Origin of the sequence: Streptomyces sp. NPDC052109 (assembly GCF_040680195.1) — a bacterium.
Classification (GTDB): Bacteria; Actinomycetota; Actinomycetes; order Streptomycetales; family Streptomycetaceae; genus Streptomyces.
In genome coordinates, this window is record NZ_JBFAWF010000002.1 from 62,792 (window position 1) to 86,391 (window position 23,600).

Here is a 23,600-nt window from a genome sequence, read left to right on the forward strand (position 1 = left end):
CGCGTGTGCGCCCCTACTGGCCGAAGTTCCGGCCGTCGCCCGGATCGAGCGGATTGTCGGTGACGGGGCCCGTCGGCGTCTGCGACGGCGTCTGCGTGGGCGTCTGCGACGGCGTCTGCGTGGGCGACTGCGACGGCGTCTGCGACGGCGTCCTGGACGGAGGCGCGGAGCTGCTCGGCGCCTTGCTGGTCGGCGTCTTCGACGGCGTCTGCGACGGGGTCACGGACCGGGACGGCGTCTGCGACGGCTGGACGGCCGCGCCCTGGGTGGTGTTCAGGTCGAACGTGCTGACGTCGCCCATCGCCTCGAAGGTGTACGCGGCCCAGATCTTCGCCGGATAGCCGCCGCCGTTGATGCGGCCGCCGCCCGCGGTGATGAGGCCCGTGGCGCCCGTCAGCGGAACCTGCGCGTGGGTCTTGGAGTCCTCGCCGAACAGGCCGACCGAGGTGACCAGGCCGGGCGTGTACCCGGTGAACCAGGCCGACTTGTTGTTGTCGGAGGTACCCGTCTTGCCGGCGACCTGCTGGCCGTCGCGCGCGGCGTTGTCGGCCACCGACGTACTGGCCGTACCGTCGTCGACCACACCGGTGAGCACGGAGGTGACCGTGTCGGCGGCCTGAGGGGTGAGCACCTGGTCGCCGATCGGGTCCGGGAGGGTGACGTTGCTGTCCTTGTGCTCGACCGACTTGATGATCGCCGGGGTGACCTTCTTGCCGTGGTTGTCGAGGGTCGCGTAGATGCCGGCCATCTCCAGCGGGCTCGCGCCCATGGAGCCCAGCGTCTGCGCGGGAACCGCCTGCATGCCCGTGGTGTCCATGCCGAGCTTGCCGGCGACGCTCATCACCTTGTCCATGCCGACGTCGACGCCCATCTGCGCGAAGACGGAGTTCACGGACTGGTTCATGGCCTTCTGGACGGTGATGGGGCCGTAGTCCGTGTGGTCCTCGTTCGGCGGGCCGAAGCCGACCTTGCTGCCGTGGTCCACGACCTGGCGGCCGCTGGTGCCGTCGTAGATCGTGTTCGCCGTGATGGGCTGGCCGTCCTGCGTCTGGGCGCCCTCGTCCAGGGCGGCGGCCAGGATCACCGGCTTGAAGGTGGACGCGGGCTGGTAGTCGCGGCGGGTGGCGTTGTTGGTGAAGTGCTTGAAGTAGTCCGCACCGCCGTACATGGCGAGGACCTTGCCCGTCTTCGGGTCGACGGACACGGCACCGGGCTGGACGTCGCCGTCCACGGAGCGCTTCCTGGCGTCCAGCTTGCTGGTCAGCTGCTCCTTGACGGCCTGCTCAAGCTGCTGCTGCTTCTTCCGGTCGATGTTGAGCGTGATGGTCCAGCCGCCCTTCTTCACCAGCGCCTCGGCGTCCCCGAGGGTGCCGGCCTTGCCCTGGGCGACCAGCTGCTTTTCCAGTACCGCGTTGGCCGCGTCCACCAGGTAGCCGGTCTGTCCCTTCATACCGGGCGCGGCCTTGGGCGCCTTCGGCACCGGGAACTGCATGGCCTGGCGCTTGCCCGCGTCCAGCCAGTGCTGCTTGACCATGTTGTCCAGGACGTAGTTCCAGCGGGCCTTGGCCAGCCGCTTGCCGGTGTCGCTCGCGAGGGCCCAGTCGTACTGGTTCGGCGCCTGGAGCAGCGCGGCCAGGTAGGCGCCCTCCTGGACGGTGAGGTCCTTGGCGTCCTTGTGGTAGTACGCCTGGGCCGCGGCCTGGATGCCGTAGGCGCCGCGGCCGTAGTAGCTGGTGTTGATGTAACCCGCGAGGATGTAGTCCTTGGACTTCTGGCGGTCCAGCTTCAGCGAGATGACCAGTTCCTTCAGCTTGCGCGAGACGGTCTGGTTCTGGTCCAGGTAGTAGTTCTTGACGTACTGCTGGGTGATCGTCGAACCGCCCTGTGTGCCGTGCCCCATGAGGGTGTTGAGCACACCGCGGGCGGTGCCCCTCAGGTCGACGCCGGCGTCGTGGTAGAAGGTCTTGTTCTCGGCCGCGACGAAGGTGTGCTGGACGTCCTTGGGCACCTCGGCGAGGTCGACGCTCTCCCGGTTGAAGTCGCCGGTGCGGGCGAGCATCGTGCCGTCGCTGTACTTGTAGATGTTGCTCTGCAACTGGGCTGCGGCGTTGCCCGCCGGGATGTCCACGTACAGGTACAGCCCGATGAAGGCCGCGATCACCAGCAGGCACAGCCCGAAGAACGTGCCGAGCACCTTCTTCCACGTGAACAACCGGCGTGTGCCGCTCTTCCCACCCCTGGCCGGTCCGGCCGCCCGCCGGGCCGCGGCGCGGCCACCCGAGGCGCCGTGGCCGCCCGAGGGCATCCCGGACGAGCGCCGGGGCGCCGCGCGGCGGCCACCGTGCTGCCGCGCTCGTCTCTCTTCCGCTCGTCCCATGCGTCCGTCCGCTCCGCTTCCGTCTCGGCTGTCACTCACGTTCATGGCCCAGGTCAGCTCAGAAAGCTAACACCGCCCTCTATGACAAAGGGCCCGCGATCCGGGCTTTTACAGACGTGACAATCAGCACCCGTCCAAACGGAACCGACGCCCAAGGACGGCTGAGGGTTGCCGGAAGAGAAAAAAGTGATATCACTTAGATAGACCGCCGCCAGGAACGGCGACGCACGAGAACGGGGGGAATCCGCCATGTCCAGCACCCACGAGCCATCACCCGCCACCGCCGCGCCCGACGCCCTGGAGATGCCGGCGCCGCAGGTCAGGGAACTCCCGGCGCGCAGCATCAAGGGCGGCCTGGCACTGCTTCTCGGGCTGCTCGGCCTGCTGGTCGCCGCGGGACTGGTCGCGTCCGGTGCGTCCGTCACCGCCGCCGGCGCCAAGGCCGCTCTGACAGTCGTCGGCATCCTGACCGGCATCGCCGCCCTGCTCGCCATGAGCGCGGTCGTCGCCGCGCGGCGGGAGATCGTGAACGGAGCGGTCGGCATGGTCGAGGCCGCGCTGGCCAGGATCGCCGAGCAGGACATCGTGGAGCTCGACGAGGAACGGAAGGCGGCGATGGTGTCGAACCTGATGGTGGTGCTGTGCGGGGACCGGGCCCCACAGCCGGTCCTCAACGCGGGGACGCTCTACCAGTGACGGATCCGTCCGAGGCGTCGACTCCCCGGCGCCGGCCGCAGCAGCGCAAGCAGGTGCTGCTGCGGCTGGACCCGTCGGTGTACGACGCGCTGGCCCGCTGGGCGGGTGACGAACTGCGGTCGGCCAACGCGCAGATCGAGTTCCTGCTGCGGAAGGCGCTGGCCGAGGCGGGGCGGCTGCCGAAGGACACGGGACCGCTGCCGCGCCGCGGTCGGCCGCCTGTTTCGTAACTGTGACAATCGGCCCCCACCAGGGCCACCGCACCCCCTGCGATGAGCTCCACACTCCGCGTATACATCTGGCGTATACACCATGTGTAGAGTGCTCGGCATGTCCATCGGTCACACCCTCCTGGGGCTCCTGGAGTCCGGCCCGCGCCACGGCTACGACCTGAAGCGGGCCTTCGACGAGAAGTTCGGTCACGACCGGCCGCTGCACTACGGCCAGGTCTACTCCACGATGTCGCGGCTGCTGAAGCACGGTCTCGTGGAGGTCGACGGGATCGAGGCCGGCGGCGGCCCCGAGCGCAAGCGGTACGCCATCACCGACGCCGGCATCACGGACGTCGAGCGCTGGCTCGCGACCCCTGAGAAGCCGGAGGAGTACCTCCAGTCGACCCTGTACACCAAGGTCGTCCTCGCGCTGCTGACCCACCGCAACGCGGCCGACATCCTCGACACCCAGCGTTCCGAGCACCTGCGCAGCATGCGGGTCCTGACCGACCGCAAGCGCAAGGGCGACCTCGCGGACCAGTTGGTCTGCGACCACGCGCTGTTCCACCTGGAGGCCGACCTGCGCTGGCTGGAACTGACCGCCGCGCGCCTCGACAAGCTCCGTGCGGAGGTGGCCAAGTGACCGCTCCCGCCGGCTCCCTGCTCGCCGCCGACGACCTGCGCAAGGCCTACGGCCCCACGGTCGCCCTCGACGGCGCCGAGTTCTCCATCCACCCCGGCGAGGTCGTCGCCGTCATGGGCCCCTCCGGCTCCGGCAAGTCGACGCTGCTGCACTGCCTGGCCGGCATCGTGCCGCCCGACTCCGGGTCCATCCTCTACGACGGCCGCGAACTGGCCGGCATGAGCGACGCCGAACGCAGCGCGCTCCGACGCAGCGAGTTCGGGTTCGTCTTCCAGTTCGGCCAGCTCGTCCCGGAGCTGACCTGCGTGGAGAACGTGGCCCTGCCGCTGCGGCTGAACGGCACCTCCCGCAGGCAGGCCGAGCGGGCCGCGCTCACCTGGATGGAACGCCTGGAGGTGGACGACCTCCGGGGCAAGCGGCCCGGCGAGGTCTCCGGCGGCCAGGGGCAGCGGGTCGCGGTGGCGCGAGCGCTGGTCACCGGGCCCCGGGTGGTCTTCGCCGACGAGCCGACCGGCGCGCTGGACTCCCTCAACGGCGAGCGTGTGATGGAGTTGCTGACCGACGCGGCCCGCTCCACCAACGCCGCCGTCGTCCTCGTCACGCACGAGGCCCGGGTGGCCGCCTACTCCGACCGCGAGATCGTCGTACGAGACGGCAAGTCCCGGGACATGGAGCGCGCGATATGAACGCCCGCCAGTGGTCCAGGGATCTGGGCATGGGCGTCCGGTTCGCCTTCACCGGTGGCCGCGAGGGCTGGATCCGGCTGCTGCTGACGGCCGTCGGTGTCGGCCTGGGCGTGGCGCTGCTGCTGCTCACGACCGCGATCCCGAACGCGCTGGCGGTACGGCACGACCGCGACGAGGCCCGGCTCGACTACACCTACGGCCCGAAGCGGCCGAAGGCCGCGAACACCCTGCTGATCTCCGACGCCGACACGACGTACCGCGGCGACGACGTGCGTGGCCGGCTGGTCGAGCCCGAGGGGCCGCGGGCACCGCTCGCCCCGGGCCTGACGACGTACCCGCCGCCGGGCGACATGGTCGTCTCCCCCGCGCTGAAGAAGCTGCTCGACTCCGGCGACGGCAAACTGCTGCGCGAGCGGCTGCCGTACCGGATCGTCGGGACGATCGGCGAGCCCGGGCTGGTCGGCTCCCACGATCTCGCCTACTACGCCGGCGCGAAGAACCTGGCCCCGCGCATCGACGGCTACCGGACGGCCCGGATCAGCGCGTTCGGGCACCCGCAGGAATCGTCCTCGCCGAACCCGCTGGACCCGGTCCTGATCCTGCTGGTGCTGGTCGTCTTCGTGGTGCTGCTGATGCCGGTCGCCGTGTTCATCGCCACGGCCGTACGGTTCGGCGGCGAGCGGCGCGACCGCAGGCTGGCCGCGCTGCGGCTGGTGGGCTCCGACAGCCGGATGACCCGGCGGATCGCGGCGGGCGAGGCACTCGCCGGCTCGCTGGTCGGGCTGGCCTTCGGCGCCGTCCTCTTCGTGCTCGGCCGTCAGCTCGCCGGCTCGGTCCAGATCTTGGACATCAGCGTCTTCCCCGACTACCTGAACCCCTCGCCCGCGCTGGCCGCCCTGGTGGCGGTCGCCGTGCCGGCGGCGGCGGTGCTGGTCACGCTGTTCGCGCTGCGCGGGGTGGTCATCGAGCCGCTGGGCGTGGTCCGTACGGCCAAGCCCACGCGCCGCCGGCTGTGGTGGCGGCTGCTGCTGCCGCTGGGCGGCCTCGCGCTGCTCGCCCCGATGATCGGCCAGGGCCGCTCCAGCGGCACCTTCAACGAGTACCTGGTGATCGGCGGCGTCCTGCTGCTCCTCGTCGGCGTGACCGCGCTGCTGCCGTGGGTCGTCGAGGCGGTGGTGGCCCGGCTGGGCCGAGGCGGTCTCGCCTGGCAACTGGCCGTCCGCAGGCTGCAGTTGAGCAGCGGCACGGCGGCGCGCATGGTGAACGGCATCGCGGTCGCGGTGGCCGGAGCGATCGCGATGCAGATGCTGTTCGCGGGGATCCAGGGCGACTACACCAAGTCCACCGCGCAGAACACCGACCGGGTGCAGATGCAGGTCAACCTGTCGCAGGGTGTTCCCTTCCTTCCGTCCGCCGAGAAGTTCGCCACGACCAAGGGCGTGCGGAAGGCCACCGCGTTCGGCAGCACCGAACTGGGCGACCGGGACTGGCAACGCGGGCCCGACAACACCATGCTGGTCACCGTCGGCACCTGCGACACGCTGCGGCAGGTGGCCCGCCTGACGTCCTGCCGTGACGGGGACGCCTTCCTGGCCAAGGGCGGGGACAACGACGACGGCACGGCCAAGCTCGGCCGGCCGGGCCGCACGCTCCACCTGGACACGGTCAACGGCACGGGCCGGGGCCCGGACGTCTCCTGGACGGTGCCGGCCGGCCTGAAGCCCGCCCGCGCGATCACCGGCCCCTCCGGGACCAGGGACAGCGGCATCCTGCTGACCCCGGCCGCCGTGCCCGACCGGATGAGCCGCCTGCTGAACGGGGCGGTGTACGTCACCCTCGACGAGTCGCTACCGGACGTGCAGGAGTACGTCCGCAACACGGCGGCGCGGATCGACCCGCTGGCGGACGCGATGGTGTGGTCGGCCACCGAGCGGTCGAAGCAGTTCACCTCCATCCGCACCGGTACGTTCGCGGGCGCCATCTGTGTGCTGGCACTGATCGGCGCGAGTCTGCTGGTCTCCCAGCTGGAGCAGCTGCGCGAGCGCAGGAAGCTGCTGTCGTCACTGGTCGCCTTCGGCACCCGGCGGCGCACCCTGAGCCTGTCGGTGCTGTGGCAGACGGCGATCCCGATCGCGCTGGGACTGCTGCTCGCCGCGACCGTCGGACTCACGCTGGGCGCGGTGCTGTTGAAGATGGTCGGCGCGACGGTGGGCGTGGACTGGGCGGGCGTGCTGTCGCTGACCGGCGCCGGCGCGGCGGTGGTCCTCACGGTCACCCTGCTGAGCCTGCCGCCGCTGGTGCGGATGATGCGGCCGGAGGGGCTGCGCACGGAGTAGCGCGGCGCCCCGGAAGGGCGCGGGGAACTGCGCGCTCCGCCCCCGGCGGCCCGGCCGCGAGCACCCCGGAACCGCCCTCCCCGGAGCGCTAGCCGGAGGCGACCCGCACCGGAAGCGCGCCCAGCGCCTCTCGCAAGGCCGCCGCGAGCTCCTCGTACTCCGCGGCCCGCGCCGCCCCCGCCCGCATCGCGAAGGCGACGCGACGGCTCGGCGCCGGCTCGGCGAAGTACCCGGTGAGCAGCTGGCTGCTCCGCGTCGTCTCCAGCTTCAGCGCCGTGCGCGGCAGCAGCGTGCAGCCGAGGCCCCCCGCCACCAGCTGGACCAGCGTGGACAGCCCGGCGGCCGTGGTCGTGACCGGGGCGTCCTCGCGCCCCGCCTCCCGGCAGATGTCCAGGGCCTGGTCGCGCAGGCAGTGGCCCTCGTCCAGGAGCAGCAGGTTCAGCTCCCTCAGCGCCTCGCGGGGGATGCCCTCGCGGCCGCCGAGCCAGTGGTCGAGCGGGGTGACGAGCACGAAGTCCTCGTCGAACAGCGGGAGTTCGACGACTCCGGGCACGCCGAGCGGGACCGCCAGCAACAGCAGGTCCAGACGGCCGGAGTGCAGGCCGTCGATCAGGCTGGCGGTCTGCTCCTCGTGCACCTGGAGGTCGAGGTGCGGATAGCGCTCGTGGACCAGTCGCAGCACGGTGGGCAGGAGGTAGGGCGCGACCGTGGGGATCACCCCGAGGCGCAGGACCCCGGTGAACGGCGCCCGGACCGCCTCGGCCTCCTCCAGCAGCGCCCCGACCGCGTCCAGCACCGCCTTCGCCCGCACCGCGAGCCGCTCACCGGCGGGCGAGAGCAGCACCTTGCGCGTCGTACGCTCGAGGAGGGTCACGCCCAGGGTCTCCTCCAGCGCCGAGACCGCGCCGGACAGGGCGGGCTGGCTCATCCCGATGGCGGCCGCCGCGTCCCGGAAGTGCAGATGCTCGGCGACGGCGGCGAAGGCACGCAGCTGGGCGAGGCTCGGCTGCCTCCGCTTGCCGTTACTCATGGTCACTGATAACCGCCTCCGATCAACATGACCGAGTGTAGCTATTTCCCTAATCAATGCACCCTGTGCCAGCATCGGCTCAGTCCAACCCATGGGAAGGATCCTCAAAAGGGGTCATTCCTCGCTGCAAGGAGAGCGTGTGCTCACTGTCGGTGACAAGTTCCCCGAGTTCGAACTGACCGCCTGCGTCTCGCTGGAGAAGGGCAAGGAGTTCGAGCAGATCCACCACAAGTCCTACGAGGGCAAGTGGCTGGTCGTGTTCGCATGGCCGAAGGACTTCACCTTCGTCTGCCCGACCGAGATCGCCGCGTTCGGGAAGCTGAACGACGAGTTCGCCGACCGCGACGCCCAGGTCCTCGGCTTCTCCGGTGACTCCGAGTTCGTCCACCACGCCTGGCGCAAGGACCACCCGGACCTGACCGACCTGCCGTTCCCGATGATGGCCGACTCCAAGCACGAGCTGATGCGCGACCTGGGCATCGAGGGCGAGGACGGCTTCGCGCAGCGCGCCGTCTTCATCGTCGACCCGAACCGCGAGATTCAGTTCACCATGGTCACCGCCGGTTCCGTGGGCCGTAACCCCAAGGAGGTCCTGCGGGTCCTGGACGCCCTGCAGACCGACGAGCTGTGCCCGTGCAACTGGAACAAGGGCGAGAACACCCTGGACCCGGTCGCGCTGCTGGCTGGTGAGTGACCCATGTCGCTCGACTCGCTGAAGTCCCGCGTCCCGGACTACGCCAAGGACCTGAAGCTCAACCTGGGCTCGGTCATCGGCAACTCCGACCTGCCCGCGCAGCAGCTGTGGGGCACGGTGCTGGCGACCGCCATCGCCTCCCGTTCCCCGATCGTGCTGCGTGAGCTGGAGCCGGAGGCGAAGGCGAACCTCACGCCGGAGGCGTACACGGCCGCCAAGTCGGCCGCCGCCATCATGGCGATGAACAACGTCTTCTACCGGACGCGTCACCTGCTGTCCGACCACGAGTACGGCACCCTGCGCGCGGGCCTGCGGATGAACGTCATCGGCAACCCGGGCGTGGAGAAGGTCGACTTCGAGCTGTGGTCGTTCGCGGTCTCCGCGATCAACGGCTGCGGCCTGTGCCTGGACTCGCACGAGCAGGTGCTGCGCAAGGCCGGGGTGGAGCGCGAGGTCGTCCAGGAGGCGTTCAAGATCGCCTCGGTGATCCAGGCGGTCGCCGTCACCCTCGACGCGGAAGCGCTGCTCGCCGAGTAAGCCGCCGTTCCGGAGCCCCGCTCACTCCTTGTGGGCGGGGCTCTCGGTGTCTTGGGCCTTCGCGCCGGGGGCTGCGTCCCCGGACCGCCCGTCGGCCTGAACGGCCTTGTCCTCAGGCGCCGGACGGCCTGGATTCTGCTGGACCTCCTGCGCGTACTGCCGCAGATACCCCACCACCGTGTTCGTCACCGCCACCAGCGGTACGGCGACCACCGCGCCGCCGATGCCGGCCACCATGCCGCCGGCCGCGACCGTGAGAACGACGGCGAGGGGGTGGACACGGACCGCGCGGCCCAGGATGAACGGCTGCAGGACATGGCCCTCGATCTGCTGGACCGCGAGCACGACCACCAGGGTCATGACGGCCGTGAAGACGCCCTGGGTCACCAGCGCAACGATCACCGCGAGCGCGCCGGAGGCGACGGCGCCGACGAGCGGGATGAACGAGAACAGGAAGATGAACACGGCCAGCGGGACGGCCATCGGCACGTTGAGGAAGTAGATGCCGATGCCGATGAAGATCGCGTCTATCAACGCGACCAGGACCGTGCCGCGGACGTAGGCGGTCAGGGTGCGCCAGGCGCGCGGGCCGGCACCGGCCACGCCCGGGCGGGCCGCGGCGGGCACCAGCTTCAGGAACCACTCCCAGATGCGCCTGCCGTCGTAGAGCAGGAACAGCGTCGAGAAGAACACCAGCAGGATGCCGGTGAGCGCCTCGATGATGACCTGAACGCCCTCCAGACCGGCGGACGTTATCTGGTCGGCGTTGGCCCCGATCGCCTCGCGGAGGTTCTTGGCGATCTGGTTGATCTGCTTGTCGGTGACGTGGAACGGACTCTTCAGCAGCCAGTCGCGCAGGTCGTCGATACCGGACTGGATCTGGTTGGAGAGCGTGTCGATGTTCTCCATGACCTGCCAGGTCACGAACCAGCCCATCAGCCCTATGACGACGAACCCGCTGATGGCGGTGAGCGCGGTGGCCGGCCCGCGCGGCACCCCGCGCCGGGTGAGCCGGGCGACCGTCGGCTGCAGCAGCGCGGTCACGAGCAGGGCGATGACGAAGGCGAACACCACCAGCTGGACCGCGCTGATGACCCGCATCAGCACCCAGACGGTGCCGGCGAGGACCAGCAGACGCCAGCCTGCCTCGGCCGCGACCCGCACACCCCAGGGCACGGCCTCGGCGGGGTCGGGGCGGGGGCCGGCCGGGGGTGCGGGCCGGCGGGCGTGCGGTACGGCGATCTCGGCGGCGGGGTCCGGGTCGACGGGCCGCGGCGGGGCCTTCGGGGAGTCGGAGGCGTCCGCGGCATCCGGGGCGTGCTCCCGCTCGACCTCCGCACGCCGCTCGTCCAGGCGCTCGCTCATCTCGGTGAGACCGGCACCGAGCTTGCCGAGCCACCCTGGCACTCGCGACATGATCCGTCCTCTTCCCCCGCGTCCCCGCGTGCTCGCCACCTCTCCTCCCCCTGGAGGCGTTCGGGTACGACCGTACAGGGCGAAAGCCCCTCCGCTAAGGACGGGGAGGGGCTGCGCGAGGTTGAGCGGGGCCGGGCGGGCCTAATACCAGTGGTTGGCCGCCCAGAACGACCAGGCCTGGCAGGGGCTGCCGTACCGGCTGTTCATGTAGTTGAGGCCCCACTTGATCTGGGTCGCCGGGTTGGTCCGCCAGTCGGCGCCGGCGGAGGCGTACTTACCGGCGGGCAGGGCCTGGAAGAGGCCGAACGCGCCGGAGGAGGCGTTGGTCGCCTGGTAGTTCCAGCTGGACTCGTGGTCCACGATGTTGCTGAAGCACTGGAACTGGTCGCCGGCCACCATCTGTCGCGCCATCGCCTGGATCTGCGCGACCGTGTAGCTGCTCTGGACCGGGAAGCTGGAAGAGTCGCGGGCGCTGTCGCGGCTGGCCGCGGCCTTCGCCTCGGCGCGCGCCTTGGCCTGCTGGGCCGCCGCCTTCTCCGCCGCCTCCTTCTTCGCGATGGCGGTCTCGGCGGCCGCCTTGCGGGCGGCCTCCTCGGCGTCCTTCTTGGCGCTCGCATCGGCGGCGATGGCCTGGGCGTCGGCCTGCTGCGTCAGTGACGCGGACTGGACCTGGGCCTGCTGACCCTGAGGTATGTCGGCGAGCAGCGTGGTGTCGGCTGCCGTCGCCTCGGCGTCGTTGTTGTTCTGCGCGACGCTGCCCGAGGCAACTCCGACGACGCTTCCGACGGCGGTGACCGCGGTGGCCGAGGCCACTGCGAATCCCCGGACCGAAATCCGGCTCACACGGTTTCCTTCCAGCATCGCCCGCTTCGGTGACCCTGGCGGACGCAATCGTGCCCCTTGGCACTGGCCTCCCAACTGCGGGGTCACGGGAGGCACGGGCCCGGTGGGCAACTCCCCCTTCAGGGAGCGCCGCGTGGTGCTCGGGCGGCATACGACGAACTCTATGGAGTTGGTGGTGCTTCTGTGGTGCTGTACCGCTGGGGGTACAGGTGTGTCGTATGCGGGGCCTGACAGGACTGAGACTCTGCCGTAACCGGACGCCGGGTGGCAATTCTGCGTTGAGTGTGAAAGCTCACATCCCGTTTGCCCCCGTGGATTTCCGGAAAGCTCCGCACACCAAGGCGCCGCCCGGCTAGGCTCATGGCCTTTGCCGGACGGCGCCAACTGCCGTACAGGCAGGGTCAGATGTGGCCGTCCTCCAGCATTTCGGTCACAAGCGCCGCAATCTGGGACCGCTCGGACCGGGTCAGGGTGACGTGCGCGAAAAGGGGATGCCCCTTCAGCTTCTCCACGACGGCGACCACACCGTCATAGCGGCCGACGCGCAGATTGTCCCTTTGCGCCACATCATGGGTCAGAACGACCCGTGAATTGGCGCCGATTCGGGACAGAACAGTCAGCAGGACATTCCGTTCCAGCGACTGCGCCTCGTCCACGATCACGAACGCGTCGTGCAGCGAGCGGCCGCGGATGTGGGTGAGCGGCAGCACCTCCAGCATCCCGCGCGCGGTGACCTCCTCGATGACCTCGCGGCTGGTGACCGCCGAGAGCGTGTCGAAGACAGCCTGTGCCCAGGGGCTCATCTTCTCCGCCTCGGTGCCCGGCAGATAGCCGAGCTCCTGCCCGCCGACCGCGTACAGCGGCCGGAAGACCATCACCTTCTGGTGCTGGCGGCGCTCCAGCACCGCCTCCAGACCCGCGCACAGCGCCAGCGCCGACTTGCCGGTGCCGGCCCGGCCGCCCATCGAGACGATCCCGACGTCCGGGTCGAGCAGCAGGTCGAGCGCGATGCGCTGCTCGGCGCTGCGGCCCTTGATACCGAAGGCCTCCCGGTCGCCGCGTACCAGACGGACGTTGCCCTCGGCGGTGACCCGGCCGAGTGCCTTGCCGCGCTCGGACTGGATGGTCAGGCCGGTGTGCACGGGGAACTCGGAGACCTCGGGGACGTACACGTGGCCTTCCTCGAAGAGGATGTCCACCTGTTCGCCGGAGAGCGTCAGTTCGGACATTCCGGTCCAGCCGGAGTTCTCCGTGATGGCGAGTTCGGCGCGGTACTCCTCGGCGAGCAGACCGACCGAGGACGCCTTGATCCGCAAGGGCAGGTCCTTCGACACGACGGTGACGTCGTACCCCTCGGCCTGCAGGTTGCGGGCCACCGCGAGGATGCGGGAGTCGTTGTCCCCCAGGCGGTAGCCGGTGGGCAGCACGCTGGGGTCCGAGTGGTTGAGCTCGACACGGACCGTGCCACCGAGGTCCCCGATCGGAATGGGGGCGTCGAGACGGCCGTGCCGGACCCGGTAGTCGTCGAGCAGGCGCAGGGCCTGGCGGGCGAAGTAACCGAGTTCCGGATGGTGCCGCTTGGCCTCCAGCTCCGTGACCACCACGATGGGGAGCACCACCTCGTGCTCGTCGAAGCGGGTCAGGGCGTTCGGGTCGGCCAGCAGGACGCTGGTGTCGAGAACATAGGTGCGCCGGTCGGGCTTGTGGCGCTTTGTGCTGGTCACCACGGAAGGACGTACCCCCTCGGATGAGGTCGGGGAGCGACGAGAACGAGCTGGACCGGTCGACGGCCGCCCTGCGCGGGCCGAGAACCGGCCCTCCGCCTCTTCGTCCGCGCTGTGACCGCACGATCGGGCTGGTGCAAAGGGCCTCCCGGGCGGACGGCCCCGAGCCGCCCGCTGAGATCCGACACCCGTGGTTCGGGTGTCGACCTGTTTGGCTTATGCCCTCGAACATGCACCGCCATGCAAAAGCGGCCATCGGCATGCCGGTGAACTCCTCGTTACATCTGCCCGAACCGGGGTATGCGCAACGCCCCGTCGGCCGCGCGGCCGACGGGGCGTTCGGCGTGGGTCAGCCGCCGTAACGGCGGTGACGTGCCGCGTAGTCGCGCAGGGCGCGCAGGAAGTCCACCTTGCGGAAGGCCGGCCAGAAGACCTCGCAGAAGTAGTACTCGGAGTGCGCGGTCTGCCACAGCATGAATCCGGACAGCCGCTGCTCACCGCTGGTGCGGATGACGAGGTCCGGGTCGGGCTGGTCGCCGGTGTAGAGGTGACGGCCGATCATGTCGGTGTCGACGGACTCGGCGAGGCCCTCCAGCGTCACACCCTTGTCGTGGGCGTCGAGCAGCATCGAGCGCACGGCGTCGGCGATCTCCTGCCGGCCGCCGTAGCCGATGGCCACGTTGACCACTATGCCGTCGACGTGGGCGGTGGCCTCCTGGGCCTCCTTCAGGATGTGCTGCAGCCCGGCCGGCAGCAAGTCCATCGTGCCGACGTGGTGGACGCGCCAGCGGCCGTCGGCGGCGAGCGTGCGGACGACGTCCTCGATGATGCCGAGCAGCGGGACGAGCTCCTCCTGCGGCCGGTCGAAGTTGTCCGTGGACAGCAGCCACAGGGTGACGACCTCGACGTCGGTCTCGGTGCACCAGCCGAGGAACTCCTCGATCTTGTCTGCACCGGCCCGGTGCCCGTGGACGGTGGTGGAACCGGACGCCTTCGCCCAGCGGCGGTTGCCGTCCATGATGACGCCGATGTGCTTGGGCACCTGAGCGTGGTCCAGGTGGCCCTCCACCCGGCGTGCGTAGAGCCTGACGAGCAGGCTGCGCAGGCTGTCGCGCAGGTTCACGTGGCCCTCCGGTGGGGTGGCGCGGGGGTGGGTAGGTGGCGGAGCCGTTGAGCCTACCCCCGCTGGGGGCTTGGTTCTGGTTCGGGGTTCGGGGGCTTGTGGTCTCGCCGTCGCGTGCGGGTCCGCCCCTCGATGGGACGCGCGCCGGGCGCCGCGGGGTTCCCGGGGCCCCCGGACGGCTCGTCGGCGGCGGACACGAAAAACGGGCCGGTCCGTGGGGGGGAGACGGACCGGCCCGAGGGGGGGTTTCCACCATAACCCTTCGTAAGGGATGGTGGGTGCATCGGCGCGAGACAACTACTCTCCGGAATCGCCCGGCAACGCCCCGGTGGGCGCGGAACGCCGGATTCAGGGGGGCCGCATGGCCGGTTCACAGCGGAATCCCAGGGAAAACCGGTTAGATGCGAAGCGTTTCGGAGGGATCCGGTCGCTTTACGCCATTTGGTGTCATGTCGCCGCGCTGTCCGGGAGTCCCCCCGACGGGCTACCCGGCGGGTGAACGGTGACTTGACGGTTCCGCTACGGCAGCGCGCGGGAATCGGCCGGTTCCACAGCACCGCGCAGCCCCCTCCACTGCGCGGTGCCACCCGCACAGCTTTGCTGGCGCGAATTACCTTGGTCTGAACTTACGTGACCGCTGGGGCGAATGTGAACCGGAGACGATAACGATGTGGAAACCTCGGGAAAACCGTGGGTGAACAGCGACTGTTTTCGGTCGATTTCCGTCACCTTCGCCCCGCGCCGCCCGGACTGGTCAGCGCGCCGGCTTCCGGACGTCGAAGAGATGCCGGGCGCTGTGCGCGACGAACGGCCCCTCCTTCTCGATCCGCTCGTGCAACGCGTGGAGTTGGGACTCGTACGCCTCCACCGTGAAGCCCGGGACCATCCACACCACCTTGCGCAGGAAGTGGACGACGGCGGCGATGTCGTGGAACTCCATCCTCAGCCGCTCCGCCCGCAGCCCGGCCACCTCAAGGCCCGCCGCTTCGGCGGCTGCCCGCTCCCGCTCGGGGTCCCGGGCGGAGCGCACCTCCCGGGGCAGCGGCCCGAGGAAGTACTCGACCAGCTCGAAGACGCTGGCCGGACCGACGTGCTGGGCGAAGTACGTGCCGCCGGGCCGCAGCACCCGGGCGATCTCGTCCCAGTACGGACGCACCGGATGCCTGCTGAGCACCAGGTCGAACGTCTCCTCGGCGAACGGCAGCGGCGCGTCGTCCGGGGCGGTGACCACCACCACGCCGCGCGGCCGCAGCAGCGCGCCGGCCTTGGCCGCGTTCGGCGGCCAGCCCTCCGTGGCGGCGGCCAGCACCGGCCGGGCCGGCTCGGCCCTGCCCAGCGCGAAGTCCAGCACCTCACCGCCGCCGGTCTGGATGTCGAGCACGGCCTCGGCCCCGGCCAGCAGCTCCCCCGCCGACACGGCGTACCCCCACGAGGGCCGTTCCTCGCTCGCCCGCCCCTCGAACCAGGAGAAGTCCCACCCCTCGGTCGGTACGGCGGCGCCCTCGGCCACGAGGTCTTCGAAGGAACGCGTCACGGACATGCCCCGATGATGGCAGGACGCTGTCCGCGCGGCCTGCTAATTTCCGCCGGCATGACGACCCCTGTGACGACTTACTCCGCCGGAGAGAAGCAGACCCTGCACGCGAGCCTGGACCGGCACCGGGACGCCGTGCTCTGGAAGCTGGACGGCCTCGACGACGAGCAGCTGCGCCGGCCGATGACCCCGTCCGGCACCAACCTGCTGGGCCTGGTGAAGCATCTGGCCTGCGTGGAGTACGGCTGGTTCGTGGAGACGTTCGGCGGCGAGGCAGAGCCGCTGTGGTTCGACCCGCACGACGACATGCGGGTCACCCCCGGGGAGACGACGGAGCGGATCGTCGCCTTCTACGGCCGCGCCCGCGCCACCGCCGACGCCCTGATCACCGAGCTGCCCCTGGACGCCCAGGGCAGCCCGGCCTGGCGCGACATCACCGTCAGCCTGCGCTGGACCCTGGTCCACATGGTCGAGGAGACCGCGCGGCACGCCGGCCACATGGACATCCTGCGGGAGCTGATCGACGGCGCCACCGGGGACCACCCGCCCGTCACCGGCACGGGCTGACCAGGAACGGAGCGGCCAGGGCGTACGCCGCAGCGGTGGACGCCCGCTGTGCGGCAGGCCGGGTTGCCGGCGCGCAGCGCTTCCCGGTCCGGCTCGAAGGGCGGGCGCCCGGACGTGGGAAGGAGCGTCATCAGGGCCCCTCGGGCTCGCCGAGGACGAGGAGGATGTGCTCGTCGTCCCCGTGCCGGACGGTGCCGGCCCGCTCGAAGCCGTGTCTCTCCAGCAGACGGACGGAGGCGGTGTTGCCGTGGAAGGGATCCGCGTACAGCGGCCGTACGCGGTCCAGCTCCAGGAAGAGGCCGAGCGCGCGGGTGCCGACGCCCCGGCCCCAGTACGGCCGTCCGAGCCAGTACCCGACGAACCGCCGCTCGCCCTCCGTCCAGGACACCACGTTCCCGGCGACCTCGCCGCCCACCGTGACCGTCCGCACCAGAACGTCGGGATCGCCCAGCACCCGCTCCCGCCAGTGCCGCAGGAAGGCGTCCCGCGGCCGGGGTGTGAATCTCGACCGACGGACGGCCTCCGGGTCGTGCTCTTGGCCGAGGAAGACGTACAGGTCGTCGTCCGCGACACCCCGCAGGGTCACTTCGCCGTGCTCACCGCGCTCTCCGGTCATGCGGGGCAGTGTGGCAGCCACCACTGACAACGCCTCACCACCTGCGGTTACGGCAACAGCGGGCGGACTTCCTCGGCGGCGAACCGCACGAAACCCTCCGGGTCGGGCTCGTCCCCGGTCGGCTGCAGCACGACGGTGTCGGCGCCGGCCTCGGCCAGCCGCCGCACGGCCGCCGCGACGGCGTCCGCGCCGCCCGCCACCCCCACGTCCGTGGCCGCCTCCAGCCCTTCGGCGACGAGTTCGGCCCGCAGCCGGGCGTCGGCGTTCGGCCCCGTGGCGGCGAGCAGATAGACGACGACCCGGTGATGTTCACCGCGCCCCGCCTCCTTCTGCCCCTCCTCGATGAGCTGCCGGGCCTGCCGCACCCCGTCCGGGGAGGTGGCGGCGGTGAGGACCGTACCGTCGGCCCCGGCGCCGGAGAGGCGGAGCGTACGGGGCCCGGTGGCGCCGGCGAACACGGGCACCGCTCCCTGCGGCGGCCAGTCGAGGGCGACGTCGTCCAGGGAGACGTACCGTCCCCGCACGGTGAGCCGTTCGCCGCGCAACAGGGCGCGCAGGGCGTCGAGGTGCTCGCCGAGGAGGGTGAGCGGGGAGGCGGCGCGGGCTCCGACCTGGCCCATCCAGTCCTGCACGCCGTGCCCGACGGCGAGGGCCGCGCGGCCGGGGAACATCCGGTCCAGGGACGCGGCCTCCATGGCGGTCAGGGCCACGTTCCTGAGGGGCACGGGCAGCAGTCCGACCCCGACGCGCACCCGCTCGGTCCACGCGAGCGCCGCGGCGGCGGTCGAGATGCCGCCCTCCCGGAAACAGTCCTCCCACAGCCACAGTTCCTCGAGCCCCACGTCGTCCGCGAGACGGGCGACCGCCCGCAGGCGCTCGGGCGGAAGCTGAGGGCGGAAGACGACACCGAGTCCAGTCATGAGCCTCTTCCTAGTGGGGAGGAAGCGGGGTGACAACTGGTTTTGCGCAGGGGGAGAGTTGGCGGCGAGGCGCGCCACCGAGGCGGGAGGGCACGAGGGCACATGGGCAGACGCTGGCGGGACGGAACCGGACGGCTGATCGTGCCGAGCGCGGAGGGCGGGCCCGATCCGGTGGTCCTTCCCCTGGAGATCGCGGCCTCCTACCGGGCCCGGACGAAGGGACTGCTGGGCCGGGACGCGGTCGACGGGGCGATGCTGCTGTCACCGGCGAGCGGGGTGCACACGTTCGGGATGCGGATCCCGATCGACGTCGCCTACCTGGACCGGCACCTGACCGTCCGTGCCGTCCGGACGATGGCCCCGGGCCGCCTGGGCCTGCCCCGGCCGCGGGCACGGCATGTGCTGGAGGCGGCGGCAGGGACGATGGCGGGGTGGGGTCTGCGGGCGGGGGTACGGGTGCGTATCGAGGTCGAGGGCGAGGGTGGCACGGGCGGCTCGGGCTGAGGACGTCGTCAATGGCGGGCCCCGGCATCGCGGCAGCGGTGCGAGGGAGAGGGCGCCGGGGTGCCGGGACGCCGTTCGGGAGGGCAGGCAGCGAGGCCGGGTCCCTCGTGGTCCCGCCGGACAGCGGGACGGGAGCGCCTGCCGGGATCCGGAAGGCCGGCGGTCCGGAGGTGCGACTCAAGTCCCCGTATCCCAGAGCATGTTCCGGCACCGCCACCGGAAGCCATGCTGAGGGCATGAGGATTCCCGACCGACGGATCGAACTGTTCACCGGCACCGGCGCCGAGCACCGGTTCAGCGGACCCGCGACCGGCGACGAGCGGAGCATGCTGGTGGCGATGCTGGACGCCCAGCGCGCCACCCTGAAGCTGAAGTGCTCCGGACTCGGGCCGGAGTTGGCCCAGCGGTCCGTGTCCCCGTCCTCGCTCTCCCTGCTCGGCCTCGTCCGGCACCTCGCCGACGTGGAACGCCGCTGGTTCCGGGCCGTGCTCGCCGGGCACGACGTCGAGCTGCGTTTCTCCTCCACGGACGTACCCGAGGGCGACTTCGACGGCGCCGACCCCGACCCCGGGGTCGTCGCGGCGTCCTGGGCGGCCTGGCACGCCGAAGTCGCCTTCGCGGACGCGTTCGTCGCCGAGGCTCCGCATCTCGGCGTCGAGGGCCACGACGCCTGGCGGGGCACGGTGTCCCTGCGCTGGGTGCTCCTCCACATGATCGAGGAGTACGCCCGTCACAACGGCCACGCCGACCTGATCCGCGAACGCATCGACGGCGCGGTCGGGGTGTGACGCCGACGGCGGTACGGGGCTCAGTCCTGGGTGCGGGGGAAGGACACCTCCACCCGCCGGTTCTTCCTGCGGCCCTCCTCGGTGGAGTTGTCGGCGATCGGGTACTGCTCGCCGTAGCCGCGGACCTCGAAGGTGATGTCCGGGTCGTTCAGGTCCTGGTCCAGGACTGCCTGTACGGCGTTGGCGCGTTGCCTGGACAGGATGTCGCCGTGGGCGGAGGAGCCCAGGTTGTCGGTGAAGCCGAAGACGCGGACCTGGGTCGCGTTCTGCTTCTTGATCTCCTCGGCGATGGCGGCGATCCGGCTCTTGGCCTCGTCACCGAGCTTGGCGCTGTCCTTGCCGAAGAGGACTTCGGCCTGGAGCGCGAAGGTGACGTCGGCGTTGGTGTCCTCCCGCCGCTCGTCCCCGCTCTGATCCTCGACGACCGACTTGATGTCCAGCACCTTGGGCGCGGCGAGGGTGGCGCCTTCGGGGAGCTTGAGGTCGGGGTCGGTGGGGTCGATCTTGACGGGGGCCGTGGCGGAGGGTTCGGTGACGGGCGGCTGACTGGGGTCGGTGTCGTCGGCGTGGGCGGGGGTGGCGGTGAGGAGCAGGGCGACGGCGGCGACGGTGAGGGTGAGGCGGGTGGGGGTCACTTGGGCCTCACCCGGAGATCTTGAGGGTGGCGGAGGAGAAGGTCGGCAGCTGGAGGGTCACCGTGGTGGTGTCCGTGGGCGGGGAGGGGAACTGCATGAAGACCGGCAGTGACTGACCTCCCTTGAGCGTGCCGAGGCCGGTTGTGGTGAGCGGGCGGCCCTCGGTGTCGCGCAGTACGTAGTAACGCTTCTTGCCCTTGGAGTCGACGAGCGTTGCTCCGCCCAGGGATGGGCCGTTCTTGGTGATCTCGGTTTCGTTGCCGCTGAGGGCGGAGGGGATGAGCAGATCCTTGGCGCCGTCGTTCTTCAAGGTGCCGTTCACCGTGACGAAGCCACCAGAGTCACGTTGCGCGGAGGTGACCTGGAGAAGCAGGCCATCCGTGCCCTTCAATTCGGCCAAGGGCTGATCTGACTGCCCCTGCTGGGCGCTGGGGTCGGAACCAGTCGTCTTGGAAGTGGACGCCGAACGGTCCGGCTTCTTGTCGTCGCCACCGCTTCCCCCGCAACCGGCCACACCGACGGCCAGACCAGCCGCAACGGTCAATGCGACCATCCCCCTGCGGGCCCTCGCAGTGAACCGAATGCTCATCGCTCCGCTTCTTTCGTCATTGATCGTTCGCTGTTGAGTCGGTCAGGTGGACATCGAAGAGGTCTTGAGGCTGCGGGAGCCCCGTCGTCTGATCCGGCTTCAGATGCCAGGTCTTGTCCCTGCAGGTGAGTTCGGGTAGCGAGGCACTGTCCGCACGCTGGTCAGGGGCATCGTAGTTACAGAGGGGTTTGATCTCGGCGATGGCGGAAGCCGTGGATTTGTAGTTTTCCGAGCCGGGCACGACAGATCGTCCGACCGACTTGTTGGTCTGCACGTCGGCCTTGTACTTCAGCAACGCGGGCGGAGAGCAGCCGCTCAGCACAGCGTCGTTCTGATCGGCAAGTTGGCGGGCACGCAGGCACGGATCGATGTCGAAGGCCGCCTTGCCGTCGAAGATGTCCCGCCACTTCGTAGGATCGGCAAGCACCTTGACCCACTGCGCCGTGAGTTGGTCACGCTCGCTCTGGGCCGCCGCGAGTGCTGCCGAGTCGGCGGCCGTCTGCGCTCCGCTGCGGTTCACGGCGGCCTGACCGACCACAAGGTACGCGAGAGCAAGAAAGAGCAGGCCTGCCACCACCGTGATGTAGATGGGGAAGGCCTGCCCTGCGTCGCGGTGGGAAGGAATCAGCCGCCGGTGACCTCGCTGATCTTGTTCCTGATCGCATCGAAGATCGTCTGACCGATGCTCGTCCCCGTGATCGCCAACACGATCGCCACGACCACCGCGATGATGCCCAGGTACTCCACCGCCGTCTGCCCCTTGTCGCTGCGAGCGACGCGGGCCTGCAGATACGCGACGGTGGTGTTGAACCAGTTGCTCATGGTGGTCCCCTCCGGGTTCGCCTCCGATCCCGGCACCGTACGACCCGGCACGCGCGCCGCCCCAGGGCCCCAGGGCCCAACCCCGGACCCATTCCCCTCGCCGGCCACTCCCCCTCGCACCCACCTCAGGCCACCCCCAGCCACTTCGCGGCCGCCTGTGACCTCGTGGCGGTGTGGAGCTTGGCGAAGATGCGGTTGATGTGGTTCTTGACCGTCTTCTCGGAGATGAAGCACGCGGCGGCGATCTGCTGGTTGGTCATGCCGGACGCGATGAGGTCCATGATCTCCGCCTCCCTCGTGCTCAGCCGGAAACGCGCACGGAACGACTGTCCCACAGGGGATTGCAATTGCGAAAGAGCTTGGTGGGCGGTTTCCCGTAAATTAAGCGGTCCTTGAGGTTCCGCGTGTGCAGGTGCATTTGCCCGTAGCGCCGTCAGCAACGCCTTCGCCGCACCGGGCGTGACATGCGGCCGCCCCTCCCGGACATCCCGCACCGCCCTCACCAACTGCTCCGTCGTGAACTCGCCGTAGACCAGATATCCCCCCGCCCCCAGCCGCAACGCCTCCCGCACGGTCTCCGTCTCGTGGCTGTAGGTCAGCATCATGACCGGCGCCAGTCGTACCAGGTGCGGCAACGCCGAGATTCCGTCGACTCCGGGCATGCGGACGTCGAGGAGAATGACGTCCGGACGGTGCCGCAGCGCCGCCTCGTACGCCTCGCGGCCGTCCGCCGCCTCCGCCACCACCGTGGTGTCCTCGCGGCCGGAGAGCAGGGCCGTCAGGCCGGCGCGGACCACGGGGTTGTCGTCGGCGACCAGCAGGCGCAAGGGGGAAGGGGCCCGCGAGGGCGCCTCGGGCCATGGGTCACGGTGCTGCATGGTGCCTCCTCTCACGCTTCCCCGGCTGCGGGGCCGGAACTGTTCAGGGACGACAGGGGGAGTTCCACGCGCACCTCCGTGCCCCGTTCGTGGCCGCCCCGGCCGACGCGGATCCGGGCACCCATCTGCGCGGCCCGCTCCACCATGCCGAGCATGCCGAAGTGGCCGCGGTCGCGGAGGCGTTCGAGCGTGGTGCCGGGCGGCAGGCCTCGGCCGTCGTCGTGGATCGACAGGCACAGCAGGTCGCCTTGGACGGCCGCGTGTACCTCCACCCGGGTCGCGGACGCGTGGCGGTAGGCGTTCTCCAGCGCTTCCGTGGTGATGGAGAGGAGATGGCGGGCCTGAGGGGCCGGCAGAGCGGGGAAGGCGCCCGGCTCGTTCGCGGGCTTCGGGCAGGAAAAGGTGACCGGAATGCCCGTGCGCGCCGAGAAGTCCTCCGCCAGGTCGGACAGTTCGTGCCATATCGGCGTCTCGTCCGGCGCGTTCGGCTCCCTGCGCAGGTCCGTCAGCAGTTCCCTCGACTCCGCCGCCGCCCTGCGTGCCGAGCGGGACACCAGTTCCGCCTGCTGTCTGATGCGGTCGGGGTCGGGCGCGGCGGTCGAGGCCGTCTCCGCCAGGCCGTCCGCCGCCAGGGCCACGCCGTACAGGGTCTTGGCCACGGAGTCGTGCATCTCGCGGGCCAGCCGGGCGCGTTCGGCGCTCACCGCCTCCGCCGCCGCGAGGCGCGCCTGGACCGTCGTCAGGGCGTGGGTGGCGGCGCCGAAGCGGAGCATCAGGTTGCGCAGGGTCGAGCCCATGGCACCGGCGATGACGCACAGGCCGGGGAGGAGGAGCGCCTCGGCCACCGGCGCGTGCCGGTCCGCCTTCAGGGTGGCGTGGATCAGCAGGAGGATCAGGGCCTGGAGGGAGGCGAAACAGGCCGCGCCGCGCCAGCTGTAGACCAGGCCGGCCAGGAGCGGGGTGCAGACGCTGACGTAGGCGAGGGTGGTGTCCGGGCCCGCCGAGATGAGGAGCAAGGAGGCGAAGAGGGTGTCGGCGGCGAGGAGGCTCGGGTGGCGCAGCAGGAGGGGGCCGAAGCGTTCCCAGTCGCGGAAGAGGACGTAGGACACCATGAAGGTGACGACGACGGCCGCGCCGACCAGCCGGGCGCCCAGGCCGGGGGCCGCGTGGAGGAGGGCGGCGGGGGCGGCCAGGGCGATCATGGCCAGGCGGAAGCCGAAGACCTGCCGGCACATGGCCTGCAGGGCACGGATCTGGATCTTCTCCGGGGGCGGTACGGCGGGACCGGCTCCGTCCGCCGTACCCGGCGAGACGACCGTCGTACCGGCCGCCGCACCCGCCGTCCCCTCCCCCCGGCGCACCCGCCCTACGAGCCGGCCGAGCGCCGCCCTCACGCGGGCCCCGGAGAACACACCTCCCGCGCCACCGCG

Annotated in this window: 25 protein-coding genes; 10 read left to right on the forward strand and 15 right to left on the reverse strand. The window is 70.6% G+C overall.

Annotated elements, in window-relative coordinates:
• Positions 1–13: 13 nt before the first annotated feature.
• Positions 14–2,377, reverse strand: a complete 2,364-nt coding sequence (locus AB0L59_RS05785; protein ID WP_365579655.1) for a transglycosylase domain-containing protein — start codon at positions 2,375–2,377, stop codon at positions 14–16.
• A gap of 249 nt (positions 2,378–2,626) precedes the next feature.
• On the opposite strand from AB0L59_RS05785, the gene AB0L59_RS05790 reads away from it, so the two are divergent.
• The 5 genes from AB0L59_RS05790 to AB0L59_RS05810 all read left to right on the forward strand — a co-directional run bounded on the left by AB0L59_RS05790 (position 2,627) and on the right by AB0L59_RS05810 (position 6,950).
• On the forward strand, positions 2,627–3,073 hold the full coding sequence (locus tag AB0L59_RS05790) for a hypothetical protein (protein WP_365579657.1): 447 nt from the start codon (positions 2,627–2,629) through the stop codon (positions 3,071–3,073).
• Positions 3,070–3,303, forward strand: a complete 234-nt coding sequence (locus tag AB0L59_RS05795; protein WP_365579659.1) for a hypothetical protein — start codon at positions 3,070–3,072, stop codon at positions 3,301–3,303. The genes AB0L59_RS05790 and AB0L59_RS05795 overlap by 4 nt, the downstream gene beginning before the upstream one ends.
• Before the next feature lie 100 nt (positions 3,304–3,403).
• Positions 3,404–3,928, forward strand: coding sequence for a PadR family transcriptional regulator (locus tag AB0L59_RS05800; protein ID WP_365579661.1), 525 nt, complete (start codon positions 3,404–3,406; stop codon positions 3,926–3,928).
• Complete coding sequence (locus AB0L59_RS05805) at positions 3,925–4,614, forward strand: ABC transporter ATP-binding protein (protein WP_365579663.1); 690 nt, start codon at positions 3,925–3,927, stop codon at positions 4,612–4,614. The genes AB0L59_RS05800 and AB0L59_RS05805 overlap by 4 nt, the downstream gene beginning before the upstream one ends.
• The gene (locus AB0L59_RS05810) at positions 4,611–6,950 is read left to right on the forward strand and encodes an FtsX-like permease family protein (protein WP_365579665.1); all 2,340 of its coding nucleotides are present in this window, start codon (positions 4,611–4,613) and stop codon (positions 6,948–6,950) included. The genes AB0L59_RS05805 and AB0L59_RS05810 overlap by 4 nt, the downstream gene beginning before the upstream one ends.
• A gap of 88 nt (positions 6,951–7,038) precedes the next feature.
• Here the strand turns inward: AB0L59_RS05810 and AB0L59_RS05815 are convergent, their stop codons facing one another.
• On the reverse strand, positions 7,039–7,980 hold the full coding sequence (locus tag AB0L59_RS05815) for a LysR substrate-binding domain-containing protein (RefSeq protein WP_365580929.1): 942 nt from the start codon (positions 7,978–7,980) through the stop codon (positions 7,039–7,041).
• A 139-nt stretch (positions 7,981–8,119) separates the two neighbouring features.
• Between AB0L59_RS05815 and AB0L59_RS05820 the strand changes: the two genes are divergently transcribed.
• Together AB0L59_RS05820 and AB0L59_RS05825 are read left to right on the forward strand one after the other, a co-directional pair.
• Positions 8,120–8,674, forward strand: coding sequence for a peroxiredoxin (locus AB0L59_RS05820; RefSeq protein ID WP_361243930.1), 555 nt, complete (start codon positions 8,120–8,122; stop codon positions 8,672–8,674).
• A gap of 3 nt (positions 8,675–8,677) precedes the next feature.
• Positions 8,678–9,211, forward strand: coding sequence for an alkyl hydroperoxide reductase (locus AB0L59_RS05825; protein WP_365579668.1), 534 nt, complete (start codon positions 8,678–8,680; stop codon positions 9,209–9,211).
• Between the two features lie 21 nt (positions 9,212–9,232).
• Here the strand turns inward: AB0L59_RS05825 and AB0L59_RS05830 are convergent, their stop codons facing one another.
• The 5 genes from AB0L59_RS05830 to AB0L59_RS05850 all read right to left on the reverse strand — a co-directional run bounded on the left by AB0L59_RS05830 (position 9,233) and on the right by AB0L59_RS05850 (position 15,857).
• On the reverse strand, positions 9,233–10,627 hold the full coding sequence (locus AB0L59_RS05830) for an AI-2E family transporter (RefSeq protein ID WP_365579670.1): 1,395 nt from the start codon (positions 10,625–10,627) through the stop codon (positions 9,233–9,235).
• A gap of 141 nt (positions 10,628–10,768) precedes the next feature.
• Positions 10,769–11,470 (reverse strand): transglycosylase SLT domain-containing protein, encoded by a 702-nt coding sequence (locus tag AB0L59_RS05835; RefSeq protein WP_365579672.1) that lies wholly within the window; start codon positions 11,468–11,470, stop codon positions 10,769–10,771.
• 401 nt (positions 11,471–11,871) lie between these two features.
• Positions 11,872–13,197 (reverse strand): PhoH family protein, encoded by a 1,326-nt coding sequence (locus AB0L59_RS05840; RefSeq protein ID WP_365579674.1) that lies wholly within the window; start codon positions 13,195–13,197, stop codon positions 11,872–11,874.
• A 346-nt stretch (positions 13,198–13,543) separates the two neighbouring features.
• Positions 13,544–14,317, reverse strand: a complete 774-nt coding sequence (locus AB0L59_RS05845) for an isoprenyl transferase (protein ID WP_365579676.1) — start codon at positions 14,315–14,317, stop codon at positions 13,544–13,546.
• A 754-nt stretch (positions 14,318–15,071) separates the two neighbouring features.
• On the reverse strand, positions 15,072–15,857 hold the full coding sequence (locus tag AB0L59_RS05850) for a methyltransferase domain-containing protein (RefSeq protein WP_365579678.1): 786 nt from the start codon (positions 15,855–15,857) through the stop codon (positions 15,072–15,074).
• Between the two features lie 51 nt (positions 15,858–15,908).
• Here AB0L59_RS05850 and AB0L59_RS05855 point away from each other — a divergent pair, with 51 nt between their 5' ends.
• Positions 15,909–16,418: a DinB family protein gene (locus AB0L59_RS05855; RefSeq protein ID WP_365579681.1), complete on the forward strand. Its 510-nt coding sequence runs from the start codon at positions 15,909–15,911 to the stop codon at positions 16,416–16,418.
• A 130-nt stretch (positions 16,419–16,548) separates the two neighbouring features.
• Here the strand turns inward: AB0L59_RS05855 and AB0L59_RS05860 are convergent, their stop codons facing one another.
• Both AB0L59_RS05860 and AB0L59_RS05865 read right to left on the reverse strand, forming a co-directional pair.
• Positions 16,549–17,034 (reverse strand): GNAT family protein, encoded by a 486-nt coding sequence (locus tag AB0L59_RS05860; protein WP_365579683.1) that lies wholly within the window; start codon positions 17,032–17,034, stop codon positions 16,549–16,551.
• A gap of 47 nt (positions 17,035–17,081) precedes the next feature.
• Positions 17,082–17,990, reverse strand: a complete 909-nt coding sequence (locus AB0L59_RS05865; protein WP_365579686.1) for an LLM class flavin-dependent oxidoreductase — start codon at positions 17,988–17,990, stop codon at positions 17,082–17,084.
• 66 nt (positions 17,991–18,056) lie between these two features.
• On the opposite strand from AB0L59_RS05865, the gene AB0L59_RS05870 reads away from it, so the two are divergent.
• Both AB0L59_RS05870 and AB0L59_RS05875 read left to right on the forward strand, forming a co-directional pair.
• Entirely contained in the window at positions 18,057–18,458 is a 402-nt protein-coding gene (locus tag AB0L59_RS05870) for a DUF192 domain-containing protein (protein WP_365579688.1), read from the forward strand.
• A gap of 236 nt (positions 18,459–18,694) precedes the next feature.
• Positions 18,695–19,246: a DinB family protein gene (locus tag AB0L59_RS05875; RefSeq protein WP_365579691.1), complete on the forward strand. Its 552-nt coding sequence runs from the start codon at positions 18,695–18,697 to the stop codon at positions 19,244–19,246.
• A gap of 20 nt (positions 19,247–19,266) precedes the next feature.
• Here AB0L59_RS05875 and AB0L59_RS05880 read toward each other — a convergent pair whose 3' ends face one another.
• The 6 genes from AB0L59_RS05880 to AB0L59_RS05905 all read right to left on the reverse strand — a co-directional run bounded on the left by AB0L59_RS05880 (position 19,267) and on the right by AB0L59_RS05905 (position 23,405).
• The gene (locus tag AB0L59_RS05880; protein WP_365579694.1) at positions 19,267–19,881 is read right to left on the reverse strand and encodes an OmpA family protein; all 615 of its coding nucleotides are present in this window, start codon (positions 19,879–19,881) and stop codon (positions 19,267–19,269) included.
• 7 nt (positions 19,882–19,888) lie between these two features.
• Positions 19,889–20,470, reverse strand: coding sequence for a hypothetical protein (locus AB0L59_RS05885; RefSeq protein ID WP_365579696.1), 582 nt, complete (start codon positions 20,468–20,470; stop codon positions 19,889–19,891).
• Between the two features lie 16 nt (positions 20,471–20,486).
• Positions 20,487–21,044: a pilus assembly protein TadG-related protein gene (locus AB0L59_RS05890; RefSeq protein ID WP_365579697.1), complete on the reverse strand. Its 558-nt coding sequence runs from the start codon at positions 21,042–21,044 to the stop codon at positions 20,487–20,489.
• 50 nt (positions 21,045–21,094) lie between these two features.
• Positions 21,095–21,292, reverse strand: coding sequence for a hypothetical protein (locus AB0L59_RS05895; protein ID WP_351239101.1), 198 nt, complete (start codon positions 21,290–21,292; stop codon positions 21,095–21,097).
• Between the two features lie 125 nt (positions 21,293–21,417).
• Positions 21,418–22,170, reverse strand: coding sequence for a response regulator transcription factor (locus tag AB0L59_RS05900; RefSeq protein ID WP_365579700.1), 753 nt, complete (start codon positions 22,168–22,170; stop codon positions 21,418–21,420).
• A gap of 11 nt (positions 22,171–22,181) precedes the next feature.
• Positions 22,182–23,405 carry a histidine kinase gene (locus tag AB0L59_RS05905; RefSeq protein WP_365580931.1) on the reverse strand — a complete coding sequence of 408 codons (1,224 nt, stop codon included), beginning with the start codon at positions 23,403–23,405 and terminating at the stop codon, positions 22,182–22,184.
• Positions 23,406–23,600: the final 195 nt, after the last annotated feature.